At 68.8% G+C, this 12,692-nt stretch carries 9 protein-coding genes; 8 read left to right on the top strand and 1 reads right to left on the bottom strand.

Annotated elements, in window-relative coordinates:
• Window positions 1-13 precede the first annotated feature (13 nt).
• Window positions 14-2,725, bottom strand: coding sequence for a type VI secretion system Vgr family protein (locus E7V67_008870; GenBank protein ID WUR15201.1), 2,712 nt, complete (start codon window positions 2,723-2,725; stop codon window positions 14-16).
• Window positions 2,726-3,093: 368 nt separating this feature from the next.
• On the opposite strand from E7V67_008870, the gene E7V67_008875 reads away from it, so the two are divergent.
• The 8 genes from E7V67_008875 to E7V67_008910 all read left to right on the top strand — a co-directional run bounded on the left by E7V67_008875 (window position 3,094) and on the right by E7V67_008910 (window position 12,643).
• Window positions 3,094-3,369: a hypothetical protein gene (locus E7V67_008875; protein WUR15202.1), complete on the top strand. Its 276-nt coding sequence runs from the start codon at window positions 3,094-3,096 to the stop codon at window positions 3,367-3,369.
• A 5-nt stretch (window positions 3,370-3,374) separates the two neighbouring features.
• On the top strand, window positions 3,375-4,610 hold the full coding sequence (locus E7V67_008880; protein ID WUR15203.1) for a GGDEF domain-containing protein: 1,236 nt from the start codon (window positions 3,375-3,377) through the stop codon (window positions 4,608-4,610).
• An 81-nt stretch (window positions 4,611-4,691) separates the two neighbouring features.
• A complete protein-coding gene (locus E7V67_008885) occupies window positions 4,692-6,158 on the top strand; it encodes a Ppx/GppA phosphatase family protein (GenBank protein WUR15204.1) in 1,467 nt (488 codons plus the stop codon).
• A 139-nt stretch (window positions 6,159-6,297) separates the two neighbouring features.
• Window positions 6,298-7,137, top strand: coding sequence for a transporter substrate-binding domain-containing protein (locus tag E7V67_008890; GenBank protein ID WUR15205.1), 840 nt, complete (start codon window positions 6,298-6,300; stop codon window positions 7,135-7,137).
• Entirely contained in the window at window positions 7,137-10,592 is a 3,456-nt protein-coding gene (locus tag E7V67_008895) for a response regulator (protein ID WUR15206.1), read from the top strand. Before E7V67_008890 ends, E7V67_008895 begins: the two co-directional genes overlap by 1 nt.
• Window positions 10,589-10,963, top strand: a complete 375-nt coding sequence (locus E7V67_008900; GenBank protein ID WUR15207.1) for a response regulator — start codon at window positions 10,589-10,591, stop codon at window positions 10,961-10,963. The genes E7V67_008895 and E7V67_008900 overlap by 4 nt, the downstream gene beginning before the upstream one ends.
• A gap of 86 nt (window positions 10,964-11,049) precedes the next feature.
• Complete coding sequence (locus tag E7V67_008905; GenBank protein WUR15208.1) at window positions 11,050-11,751, top strand: hypothetical protein; 702 nt, start codon at window positions 11,050-11,052, stop codon at window positions 11,749-11,751.
• A 94-nt stretch (window positions 11,752-11,845) separates the two neighbouring features.
• Window positions 11,846-12,643 carry a GNAT family N-acyltransferase gene (locus E7V67_008910; GenBank protein ID WUR15209.1) on the top strand — a complete coding sequence of 266 codons (798 nt, stop codon included), beginning with the start codon at window positions 11,846-11,848 and terminating at the stop codon, window positions 12,641-12,643.
• Window positions 12,644-12,692 lie beyond the last annotated feature (49 nt).

The following is a 12,692-nucleotide window of genomic DNA, read 5'->3' on the forward strand; positions in this document are numbered from 1 at the left end:
TTGATAGTTTGCGTCACGAGCGCGGCGTATAGAAGAACGCCTTCAAGCGCTGCAGCGTGTCGCCCGTAATCTTCTCGCCCTCGCCAGCGCCATTGCTCTGGCCAGAGAGCGGGCTGTCGCCATCGCGCTCCACGTGCAGCTTCATGCCCTCGACCGGCTTGCCGTCCGTCGGCCGCAGCAGGCGGGGAATCCGGCTGAAATCGCCCGCCTCGAACTTCGGCATTTCGGTGCTGGCGCTGGCGGGGCCGTTCCAGTGGTGGCCATCCGTTTTCACCGTCAGCGTGCCCGGACCGCCCAGCTCGACGTTGCCGCCCTTGAGCTTCAGGTAGGCGCCGCCGCCCACGATCAAGGTCACTTCCTCTTCCGCCATGACGATGAAGCGCTTGCCGGCCGTCGCCTTGACGTCCTTGGCCGAGTCGATCTGCATGTCGTCGTGCTGGCTTTGCATCAGGAACTTGCCGTGGTGGGCGATCTGGGCGATGCCGTCCATGTGCGAGAACAGCGAAATGCCCTTGCCCGCGTTCAGGTTGAAGCGCTGGCCGCTGGTTAACTGCATGTGCTGTTGGGCGACGGTGTCGACGTTGACGCCGGCGTAGCTGACCAGCGTCTTCGGCGTCGTCATGGCGATGCCTTGCGGCGCCGTCAGGCTGACGGTCGGCTTGCCGCTCGACGCGGCGGCGGCCACGTCTTCCTTCAGTTCGGACTGGCCGGCCGGGTCCAGTGCCAGGCCCTGGTGCTCGGCCGCGTACTGTCCCAGCGACTTGAACAGGTCCAGGCAGTCCTGCATCAGCGCGACGTGTTCTTCGTTGCTCAGTTGATTGCCGCTGGCGTCCAGCCGTTTCCAGGCCGAGATCAGCAGCGATTTCGCGGTGCGCAGGGCGCCGCTGTCGTTGGTCGTCAGCTCGAAGCCTTCGCCGCGCGGCGTGGCGGCGCCGTTGCTGCGCGGGTGTGTCAGGTAGCCCAGGTTGAGCTGGGCGTGGCCGTGCGCGCTTTCCAGCTGGGCGCTGATCTGGCCGGGGGTGTCGTCCAGGCGCAGCTGGTTGTAGCGCTGGCCACGGCCTTCGTGGCTCTTGATGCCGGACAGGTAGCGGTCGCCCGGCAGCCGGCTGACGTCGCTGAACGAAGGCGGCGTCTTGGTGGCGTCGTGGACGCGGCCGACGATCAGCGGCTTGTCCGGATCGCCGCCCAGGAAGACGCAGATCACCTCGTCGCCGATGCGGGGCAGGGTGATTGCGCCGTACTGCGCGCTGGCCCAGCCGCTGGCGACGCGCACCCAGGCCGAGTCGCGCTCGCTGTCCGAGGCGCCGGCGCCCTGGGCATGCGCGTGGTCCTTGTCGCGGCAGCCGGGGAAGCGTACCTTCACGCGGCCCAGCTCGTCGCAGTGGATCTCCTCGCCGGCCGGACCGACGACGAACACGCTTTGCGGTTCCGCCCGCGGCACGTCCGTGCGCGGATCGAAGCTTGGTACGATGGGCACGCCGCGCCGCACGCAGGTGAAATGGTTGGTGTAGCGCACGCCGCGCTCGGCGCTGGCCTCGCCCAGCTTGCCGTCGGCGGCGTGCCAACGGTTCAGCGCGAACAGCCGCCGGGCCCGCTCGTCGAGCGTCTTGGGCAGGTTGTTTTCCGCCTGCACGCGCAGTTCCGTGATGACGAACTCGCGCTGCTCCGGCGGGTGCGCGTCGATTTCCGGATGGCCGGTCAAGCCGATCCATTCGCCCACGCACAGCTCGCGCACACTGCCTTCGCCCTGGAAGTACTTCGATTCGTATTCGTGGCGCCGCATGCGTGCCGTGCCGAGCTCGCGGTAGTCCGCGCTGCTGTCGTCCGCGTGCGGCACGTCGACCAGGTAGTCGTCCAGGCTGGCCGCGAACTGGTTGCCCAGCGGTCCCTGGTCGTGGTTGCCGAGATCCTGGCTGTCCATCGCGGCCACCCGGGCATAGTCCCAGCTGCGCCGCGTGACGACGCCGGCCGTCAGCTGGCGCACGGCGTGCCAGCCGGTGATCGTGTCGCGTGTTTCGGTCGCGTCGTCGCGGTGGTAGCGCACCGTACCGGCGCGGTTTTGCGGCAGCGCCATCGCGTCGTCGAACAAGACGAGCGTGTGTACCGGCACCTCGCTCGAACCCCGCTCAGTCGGACTGCCCGGGCGGATGGTCCAGGCGATGCCGCGGCGCTTCCAGAGCCGGCGCAGGAAGGCGCCGGTGGGCTCGTTGCACTGCATCGTGAATTCGCGCGTGGGGAACGACTTCAGCTGCCCCAGGTCGAACTCGAACGCGCGCGCGGCGACCGGATTGTTTTCGCGCCATTCCCGCAGCAGGATATTCGTGATGTGAATTTCGTCGGCGTTGCGGAATACCCGCGTGTTGACCACCTTGTCCAGCAGGGAGAGCGCGTCGCGCACCAGCAACTGGTAGGTCGCCAGGCCGCCGTCGCTGCCGCCCTCGGTGATCGCCGCGACCACACCGCACACGGCGCGCAGCTCGCCACGGTCGGTCACGAACTGCAGTTCTACCGGGCTGGCGACAAAACGTTTCAGCGGCATGCCCGCTTCCAGGGCGACGCAGGAGACGCGGTAGTCGATCCCGCCGCACAGCGATTCCACGCCGTCGACATATTTGACCAGCAGGACGTCGTCCAGCACCGCCTTGCCGTCGAACAGCCGCAGCCGTATCGGACGGTTCGCTTCGGTCAGCGCGGCGCCCGGCAGCCTGGGAGGATTATTCGTCATCTGGCTCTGCTATTAATTTTTTGAAAGCCGGAATTATATAGAAGATAACTGTCGAGTATTTATTTTTCATCAACAAATATTTGAGTCGCCATTCGAAATGAATATTCCTGCGCCGTTCGTTGTGTTATCAAAGAGTATTGCTGCTTTCATGAATGTTAAGGCGCGACAATGTGCCGCCAGCGCCCGCGCGCCCATCCGTTCGCTTGTTCTCCCACTGGATGTTCTGCTAAGCTCTCGGGCTCGCCGGTGCATGCCGCCCCGGCCCGCTTCAATTGTCACGCGCGATTTGTCACTGGCGCGATTTGCCGGTACATTGGCTCAACCAAGTGCCTCAACGGCAGCGCCGTGTCGCCCGATGGAGATCATTCATGTTTCTGGACCACCCGACCATTACCGCCACCAACAGCCTGACGGAGCCGGACCGCATCGAGCGGCTGAACCGGGTGTATGGCTACGTGGCGGCGCTGGCCGACGCGGCGGGCCTGCAGCCGTTCATCGAGAAGGTGGCCCAGCTGCACGACCACAAGGGCACGCTGATCGTGTTCTGGCATGACGCCCCCAGCGAGCAGGAGAAAGGCTTCTTCCTGCAGGCCTGGCGCAGCAAGATCGGCGACGGCAGCGACAACGTCGAACACGAAATCTGATTGTCATGGACGGCCAGACGCTGATCGCCACGCTGGCACTCGCTAACCTCGCGCTGTACGCGGCGCTGCTGTGCCACGGAACGGGGCGGCGCCGGCCCTCGAACCTATCCGCCTTCACGATCGCGCGCCTGTGCCAGGGCATGGGCTGGCTGATCCTGGCGCTGCACGCGTTGGTGCCGGCCACGGTCGGCGGGCCCGTCGCGTTCATGCTGCTGATCGGCGGCGCTGCGATGGACGCCGCCGGCTGGTGGGAGAGCGCCGGCCACACCGGCGCGCGCGCGCGCCTGCTGCGCGGCGTCGCACTGGCCATCGGTGCCTATATCGCCGTGCATCTGGCGTTCGGCCGCAATCCCGATGCGGCCAGCGCGGCCGCGCCGTGGGTGGCCGTGCTGCTGGCCGCGATGGCGGCCGCCTTCAATTTCTCGTCCAGCGCGGCGCTGGCGCGCGGCTGGCTGGGCGCAACCTTGCTGCGCCGCCTGCTGGCCGTCGTCAACGCGGTGCTGGCTGCGCTGCCGTTGGCGATGGCGCTGCTGGCCGCGGCCAATCCCGGCTGGCTGCCCGTCGCCCCGGCGCAGTTGCTGCCTGCCGTGCTGTTCATCCTGCTGGGCGCGCTGGTCCTCAACGGCGCCGGCTGCCTGCTGCTGGGCCGCGATGCGCTGCAGGCCGAGCTGGAGCGCCTGGAAACGGTGGACGCGCTGACGGACGTGCCGAACCGCCGCGGTTTCTACCAGGGCCTGGCGCCGTGGCTGGCGCTGGCGCGCCGGCCCGGCCAGCCGACGGCGCTCGTCATCGTCAACCTGGACGGCTTCAAGCGCGTCAACGACCATTATGGCCACGCCGTCGGCGACGTGGTGCTGAAGACGCTGGTCGACGCCGTGCGCCGCCAGTTGCGCGAGGCCGACATGATCGGCCGGCTGGGCGGCGCCGAGTTCGCGCTGCTGCTGCCGCGCACCGGCCTGCCGGAGGCGACGCTGGTGGCCGAGCGCATCCGCGCCGCCGTGGCCGCGCTGCCCGTCAAGGCCGAGCGCGCCGTCATCAACCTGACGATGAGCATGGGCGTGACGACGATCCGCGCCGAGGACAGCACTGTCAGCCTGTTCAAGCGCGCCGACGAGGCGCTGCAGGCGGCCAAGCTGCGCGGCCGTAACCAGGTGGTGGCGGCCGAGCCGCCCGCCGCCGCGCCCGACGACGAGGCGGTGGCTGCGTCTGCCGCTCAGTCTGCCCATACCGCGCGCGGCTGACGGCACGATGTCATCATCCCGTCATCAACGGGTTCTAATGTGGTAGGATTTTCAATATAAACGATATAAATGGAATCCTCCATGTACGCAGCGGTCGACCTGGGCTCGAACAGTTTTCGATTTTCCATAGGCAAGCACGACGGTGATCAGATCCGCGTGCAGAAGAGCGTGCGCGAGCCGATCCGGCTGGCCGCCGGCCTGGATGCGGACGGCAACCTGACGCCGGACGCCATGCAACGCGCCCTCAACTGCCTGAAGAGCTTCAGCGCCACGCTGGCGACCTGGGAGCTGGAGGCGGTGCGCGTCGTCGCCACCTCGACGATGCGCCAGGCGAAGAACATCGCCACCTTCCTGCCGCAGGCCGAGCAGGCCATCGGCTATCCGATCGAGATCATCTCCGGCGAGGAGGAGGGGCGCCTGATCTACATGGGCGTGGCCAACGCGCTGGCGCAGCCGAGCGAGCGGCGCCTGGTCGTGGACATCGGCGGCGGCTCGACTGAGCTGATCCTGGGCCGCGGCCTGGAGATCGAACGGGTCGAATCGTTCAGCGTGGGCAGCGTGCGGCAAAGCCTGTCGTTCTTCATCGGCGGGCGCGTCGACGCGCCCTCGTTCGAGGCCGCCATCCTGTCGGCGCGCAGCATCTTCGAGGACGGCGCACCGCCATACCACCCGCAATTCTGGAAGCGCGCGTACGGCTCGTCCGGCACCATTCGTGCCATTGCCGACATCATCGACAAGAACGGCCTGGATCGCACCTGCCCGGAACGGGGCGTGACGCCGGCCAGCCTGGACCTGCTGAAGGAGCGCTTCATCGCCTGCGGCCACGTCAGCCGTATCGACCTGCCGGGGCTGCGGCCGGACCGCGCCGGCACCATCATCGGCGGCCTGGCGATCCTGATCGGCGTGATGCGCGAACTGGGCATCGGCCAGATCGAGCCGATCGAGGCCGGCCTGCGCATGGGCGTCATGTGGGACCTGTACCAGCGCTCGATGCGGCACGACCGGCGCGAGGAATCGGTCGGCGCCTTCCAGCGCAAGTTCAACGTGGACATGGCGCGCGCCAGCCGTGTGGCGGACGACGCGGTGGCGCTGCTGGACCAGCTCAAGCCCGCCTCCGATGCCACCTCGCGCCTGTTGTACTGGAGCGCGCTGCTGCACGAGCTGGGCATGGCCGTGTCGCAGACCGGCTACCACAAGCATACGGCGTACATCATCGAGAACGCCGACCTGCCGGGCTTCACCACGCGCGAACAGCGCATGATGAGCCGCCTGGCGCTGGCCCAGAAGGGCAACCTGCGCAAGGTGGGCGAGTTCCTGGCGGACGCCGACTTCGCCCGCGCCGTCGTGGCGCTGCGGCTGGCGATCGTGTTCATGCACGCCCGCATCGACGTGGCGCTGGCCGCGCCGAAGCTGCGCATGAAGAACCGCATCGAATTGGAGCTGCGGCGCGAGTGGGTCACCGACCACCCCACCTTGTCGTACTGGATCGAGAAGGAACAGGAGCACTGGGACGAGGTCGGCGTGGACCTGGGGCTGCGCTATGCGTGAGCGTGGCGATGGCGTCGGCAAAAAATATTGTCGATAAGAATGTACCCCTGCCTTGTAATTTTGCTTACACTATAGCTTTCACCTTCTGTCGTGCGGCGCCACCGGGCCGGCACGGCAGCGGGGCGTTCGTGGAGGCGTGATGGCGGTACGGGGCAACAAGGGGTTGATGATGGCATTGGCGGCAAGGCGCGGGCGTGGCTGGGCCGCGCGGCTGGCCGGCCTGGGCCTCGCGCTGGCCGCGCCATGGTGTGCCGCCGCTCCGCTCTCGGCCGAGCCCACACTCACGCTGTGCTACGAACGCGCCAACGTGCGGCCCTGGCGCACGGAGGCGGGCGAGGGCCTGAACTTCGACCTGCTGCGCATGGTGGGCGAACGCGAACGCATCGTCTTCGTGTTCCAGAGCATGCCGTTCAAGCGTTGCCTGGCGCAGTTGAAGGCCAACGCCGTGGATGGCGTGTTTGCCGTCAGCTTCAAGCCCGACCGGCTCGAGCTGGGCGCTTATCCGGGCGGCGCCACGCCGGACGCCTCCAAGCGCATGCACATCGACCGCTACATCCTGCTGCGCCGCAAGGGCGGCACCCTGGACTGGGACGGCAAGACCTTGCACAACGTGGACGGCGCCATCGGCGCCCAGCTGGGCTATTCGATCACCGACCAGCTGCGCAGCCTGAACGTCACGGTGGACGAGGGCAGCCAGAAGTCCGAGGAACTGGTGCGCAAGCTGCTGGCGGGACGGCTGGCCGGTGCCGCCGTGGGCGGCAGCGACGCGCGCACCCTGCTCGACGGGCCCTACGGCCGGCAGATCGAGGCACTGCCCGTGCCCCTGGTGGAAAAACCGTATTTCCTGATGCTGTCGCACCAGCTGGTGGCGCGACAGCCGGAACTGGCCTCGCGTATCTGGTCCGCCGTGGAGCAGGTGCGCAACAGTCCCGCGTACAAGAAACTGGAGCGTACCGGCAGCAAGGGTGCGCGCCGCTGATGCAGACGTTCCTGACCTGGCTGGCCGCGACACCCGTGGGCCGCCTGCGCGATACCTGGCGGCGCGACATCCTGCTGCGCCTGGCCGTCTCGATCTTCCTGGCCGTGCTGTTGTCCACGGCGGCCTATACCACCTATGCGCTGTACACGCTGCGCGCGCAGGCCGACCTGCGCCTGCAGGAGCGCTCGGAGCGGCTCGCCACCGTGCTGTCGCAGGCGCTGGCGCGGCCCCTGTTCGACATCAACGGCGCCGCCGTCACCAGCGTGGTCGATGCGATGCGCGGCACGCCGGAAGTGCTGATGCTGCGCGTGTCCGCACCCGGCGGCCCGGAGCTGGCGGGTTTTTCGGCGCCGAAGATCGACCCGCGCAAGGCGCTGGCGGTGCACCGCGACATCCGCTTCCAGGACGGCACCCGCAACTACCTGGTGGGCGCGCTGGACATCGCCTATTCGCGCATGGAGGTGGAGCGCGACCTGCGCCGCCAGCTGACCCAGGCCCTGGTCGTCAACCTGTTGCTGGCGCTGACGATCGTCACGTCGATCTTCCTGGTGGCGCGCAAGGTTGCGCGGCCGTTCGCCGACATCCAGAAGTCGCTGGAAAAGCTCACCCAGGGCAAGACCGACATCCAGCTGTCCGGCATCGGCCGCGCCGACCAGGTGGGCCGGCTGTCGGGCGCCGTGCGCAGCTTCCGCGACACCCTGACCCGCCTGCGCGACGCGGAAAGCGAGCTGCGCGAGCTGAACGGCGACCTGGAACAGAAGATCGACGTGCGCACGCACGACCTGAAGCAGACCATGCAGATGGCGCGCGACAGCGAGCGCAAGGTGCAGGCCATCATCGACACGGCGCTCGACGCCGTCATCACGATGGACCGCAACGGCCGCATCGCCGGCTGGAACCGGCAGGCCGAGCTGATCTTCGGCTGGAGCCGCGACGACGCGCTGGGCCAGCAGCTGGACGCCCTGATCATCCCGCCGCGCTACCGCGAGGATCACCGCCGCGGCATGCGCAAGTACCTCGCCGGCGAGGGCCGCGGCGAAGTGTTGGACCGCCGCATCGAGGTCGAGGCGCTGCGCAGCGACGGCAGCGAGTTCCCGATCGAGCTGTCGATCACCCGCATCGCGCTGGACGGCACCGACAACTTCGAGTTCTGCGGCTTCGTGCGCGACATCAGCGACCGCCGCGAGCGCGAGCAGAAGCTGGTGGCGGCCAACGTCAAGGCGGAAGCGGCCAACCTGGCCAAGTCGGAATTCCTGGCCAATATGAGCCACGAGATCCGCACGCCGATGAGCGCCATCATCGGCATGGCCCACCTGGCGCTGCGCACCGACCTGTCGCCCAAGCAGCACGACTACGTCAGCAAGATCCACCGCGCCGCCCTGGGTCTGCTGGGCATCATCAACGACATCCTCGACTTCTCCAAGATCGAGGCGGGCCGGCTGGAAGTGGAGGAGGTGCCGTTCTTCCTGGACGACGTGCTGTCGCACGTGGCCAGCGTGACCAGCCAGCAGGCCGCCGACAAGGGCCTGGAATTCCTGTTCGACGTGCCGCCCGCGATTCCACGCCACCTGTGCGGCGACCCGTTGCGGCTGGGGCAGGTGCTGATCAACCTGATCAACAACGGCGTCAAGTTCACCCAGGCGGGCGAGCTGGAACTGTCGTGCCGCCAGCTCGATTGCGCCACGCCGGATCACGTGCTGCTGCGCTTCGCCGTGCGCGATACCGGCATCGGCATGTCGGCCGAGCAGAAGGTCAAGCTGTTCCAGGCGTTCAGCCAGGCGCTCGGCTCGACCACGCGCCAGTTCGGCGGCACCGGCCTGGGACTGTCGATCTCGCAGCAACTGGTGCGCCTGATGGGCAGCACCATCGTTGTCGACAGCACCGAAGGCAAGGGGTCCGTGTTCAGCTTCGACCTGCGCCTGAAAGTCGCCGCCGTGGCGATTGCGCCGGTGCTGCCTGCCGCGCTGACCGATGCGCGGGTATTGCTGGTGGACGATCATCCGCTGGCGCTGGACGCCATGTGCCAGGCCATGCGCGGCCTGCCGCTGCGGGCCGACCGTACCGGCAGCGGGGCCGAGGCCCTCGACGCCGTGCTGGCGGCCGACGCGGCCGGCGATCCCTACGCGCTGGTGCTGACGGACTGGCTGATGCCGGACGTCGACGGCATCGCACTGGCACGGCGCCTCGGCACGGCGGCGCTGTCGCGCCGGCCGGCGCTGGTACTGGTGACGGCCTTCGGCCGTGACGAGACGCTGCGCGAGGCCGAGGCCAGCGGCTTTGCCGGCTTCCTGTTCAAGCCCATCACGCATGCCGCGTTGCTGCAGACGTTGGTGAGCCTGTTCACGCCGGCGCAGGCGGCCGGCCAGGCCGCGCCGGCCGCGCTGCCGGCTGTGCCGGCGCGCGTGCTGCTGGTGGAGGACAACCCCGTCAACCAGCAGGTCGCGGCGGAACTGATGCAGGTGCGCGGCATCGGCGTGGACACCGCCGGCAACGGCCGCGAGGCGCTGGACCGGCTGGCGCAGGCGGGCCCCGAGCACTACGACCTGGTGCTGATCGACCTGGAAATGCCACTGCTCGATGGCCATGAGACCACGCTGGCGCTGCGGCGCGACAAGCGCTTCGATCGCACGCCCGTGATCGCGATGACGGCCCACGCGCTGGCCGACGTGCGCGAGCGCTGCCTGGCCGAAGGCATGCAGGACTACCTGACCAAGCCGATCGACCCGGCCAAGCTGTACGCCACGCTGGCGCGCTGGCTAGGCCGGCCGATGCTGCCGGCGCCGCCGGCGCAACCGCGTCCACGCGGCGGCGCCGGCCTGCCGGAACTGGCCGGCATCGATACGGGACGCGGCCTGCGCCACGTGGCCGGCAACCGGGTCCTGTACCTGCAGCTGCTGGAGCGTTTCCGGCATTCGCAGCGCGATGCCGCCGAGACGGTGCTGGCGGCGCTGGGCGCCGGCCGGCGCGAGGAGGCGCGCCAGCGCGTGCACACCCTGCGCGGCGTGGCCGGCAACGTGGGCGCCAACGCGGTGGAAGCGGCCGCGCGCGAGGTGGAAGCGGCGCTGGCGGACGGCGCCAGCGTGCCGCCGGTGCTGCTCAACGAACTGAAGGTGGCGCTGGACATGGCCGTGACGGCGCTCGACGCCCGCTTCGCCGCCGGACGCTGGGACGAGGCGACGGCCGGCGCGGACGAGGACGCGCGCACGGCGGCGGTGGCGCCGGCCGAGGCGGTGGCGCACCTGGCACAACTGCTGGCGGGCTTCAATGCCGACAGCGTCGAGTATTTCGACAGCGTCAAGCCGGCACTGGCCGCCGTGCTGGCGCCCGCGCTGCTGGAGCAACTGGCGCAGCAGATCGGCCGCTACGATTTCGAGCAGGCGCACCGGCTGCTTGCCACCGGCATGCTGGCCGAGGAAGCGGCCGACGGCGCCGCGGCGCCGGGAGCGCTGCCATGACGGCACGCCGCCGCACCATCCTGGTGGTGGACGACACGCCCGACAGCATCATGGTCCTGTGCGCGCTGCTGAAGGAGGCTTACGACACGAAAGTGGCCGTCAGCGGCGAGGTGGCGTTGCGGGTGCTGGGCGCGGCGCCCGTCGACCTGGTCCTGCTGGACGTGATGATGCCGGGCCTGGACGGCTACGAAGTGTGCCGGCGCATCCGCGCCATGCCCGCCACGGCCGCGCTCCCCGTCGTCTTCCTGACCGCGCGCGATACCCCGGAGGATGCCGCGCTGGCGCTGGCCGCCGGCGGTGACGGGCACCTGGCCAAGCCGGTCGATCCGGCGCGCCTGCACGCCATGCTGGGGCGCCTGCTCGCGCCCTGATGTAACGTAAAAATGTAAGGATTGGTGCCTCACGGCCAGAAATAGTATATATTGTTTATATTATTCAACTTCCCTGCGGAGTCAGCATGAACGCCCTCAAATCCGTCAAACCGGCCGCCGCGACGGCCAGCGAAACCACCCACAACGAAGTCGTCCCGGCAGGCGATGCCGCCGCCGTGACCCCACCGGCAGCCAAGGCTCCGCGCAAGGCGGCGGCGCGCAAGGCGGCGGTACCGGCGCAGGAAGCCGCCGCGCCGGCGGCCGCACCGGCCGCGCCGGCGCCGGCCGCCCCGAAGGCGCGCGCCGCCAAGGCCAAGGCGGCAGCAAGCACCGAAGCCGCCGTGCCGAAAGCGCCGAAGAAAACGCCGGCCAAGGACAAGGCCCCGGCCAAGACGACGAAGGCGAAGGCGGCGGAAGAGGCCGCACCGGCGGTGAAGAAAGCCGCCGCCAAGGCGCCGGCCAAGGCACCGAAAGTGGCCGCGAAGCCGGTCGCCAAGGCAACCGCGCCGAAGGCCGCCAAGCCGTCCCGCGCCGCCGCGGCCGCCGAAGTAGTGAAGGAAAAGCCACGCAAGGAACGCCTGGTGCGCGACAGCTTCACGATGCCGGAAGCGGAATACGCCGTGCTGGGCCAGGTCAAGAAGGCCTGCCTGAAGGCCGGCTTCGAGATCCGCAAGAGCGAGCTGCTGCGCATCGGCGTGGCGCTGATCAGCCAGATCGACATGGCCACCCTGCAAAGCGTGCTGGCCTCGCTGCCGCAGCTGAAGACGGGCCGGCCGAAAAAGGACTGATGAGGGACTGATGTCACCGAATCGACACGGCGCTGTCATCGCCTTGAAGTAAAGCGCCGGTAGTCTGGCTTCGTCTTAACTCTGGAGACGAAGCATGCAAGTTACCACCACCTTGGCGAATGCGACCGCGGCGGCCGGCACCCGGCCGCAGGCGAACGCGCCCCGCCTGGTGCTCGGCATGGCGACCACGCCGCAGGAACTGCGCGCGGTGCAGCGCCTGCGCTACCGGCTGTTTGTCGAGGACCTGGGCCTGACGGCGCTGCGGCGCGCCGACGGCCTGGACCGCGACGAGTTCGACGACTACTGCGACCACCTGGTCGTGCGCGACGCCGACACGCTGGAGGTCGTCGGCACCTACCGCCTGCTGAGTCCAACCGGCGCACGCCGGCTGGGGCGCGTCTATGCCGAGAACGAATTCGACCTGAATCGCCTGAACCGCCTGCGCGGCCGCATGGTCGAGGCAGGGCGGGCCTGCATCCACCCGGATTACCGGGGCGGCAGCGTGCTGATGCTGCTGTGGTCCGGTTTGCTCGACTACATCCGGCGCCAGGGCTGCGAATATTTCGCCGGCTGCGCCAGCATCAGCCTGGCCGACGGCGGCCACAACGCCGTCGCGGTCTACGACAAGCTGCGCGCGACGCACCTGGCGCCAAGCGAATACCGCGTCACGCCGCACCTGCCATTCCCGTACGACCAGCTGGCGCCGGCGCGCACGGCCGCCGTGCCGCCGCTGCTGAAAGGCTACCTGCGTTCGGGCGCCTGGATCTGCGGCGAACCCGCCTGGGACCCCGACTTCGACAGCGCCGACCTGTTCGTGCTGCTGCCGCTGGCCAACCTCGATGCCCGCTACGCGCGGCATTATGGCGTGGCGCAGATGCCGGTCGCTGCTTAGTCATCAGCGGCTTAAACCCACTGGTGTCAGGCACCTATCTGCGGGTCTT

It is taken from the genome of [Empedobacter] haloabium (genome assembly GCA_008011715.2).
Taxonomy (GTDB): domain Bacteria; phylum Pseudomonadota; class Gammaproteobacteria; order Burkholderiales; family Burkholderiaceae_D; genus Rugamonas; species Rugamonas haloabia.

Coding starts and splice junctions, on each gene's coding strand:
- E7V67_008870 (WUR15201.1), bottom strand. CDS start 2,725: ATGACGAATAATCCTCCCAGGCTGCCGGGCGCCGCGCTGACCGAAGCG.
- E7V67_008875 (WUR15202.1), top strand. CDS start 3,094: ATGTTTCTGGACCACCCGACCATTACCGCCACCAACAGCCTGACGGAG.
- E7V67_008880 (WUR15203.1), top strand. CDS start 3,375: ATGGACGGCCAGACGCTGATCGCCACGCTGGCACTCGCTAACCTCGCG.
- E7V67_008885 (WUR15204.1), top strand. CDS start 4,692: ATGTACGCAGCGGTCGACCTGGGCTCGAACAGTTTTCGATTTTCCATA.
- E7V67_008890 (WUR15205.1), top strand. CDS start 6,298: ATGGCGGTACGGGGCAACAAGGGGTTGATGATGGCATTGGCGGCAAGG.
- E7V67_008895 (WUR15206.1), top strand. CDS start 7,137: ATGCAGACGTTCCTGACCTGGCTGGCCGCGACACCCGTGGGCCGCCTG.
- E7V67_008900 (WUR15207.1), top strand. CDS start 10,589: ATGACGGCACGCCGCCGCACCATCCTGGTGGTGGACGACACGCCCGAC.
- E7V67_008905 (WUR15208.1), top strand. CDS start 11,050: ATGAACGCCCTCAAATCCGTCAAACCGGCCGCCGCGACGGCCAGCGAA.
- E7V67_008910 (WUR15209.1), top strand. CDS start 11,846: ATGCAAGTTACCACCACCTTGGCGAATGCGACCGCGGCGGCCGGCACC.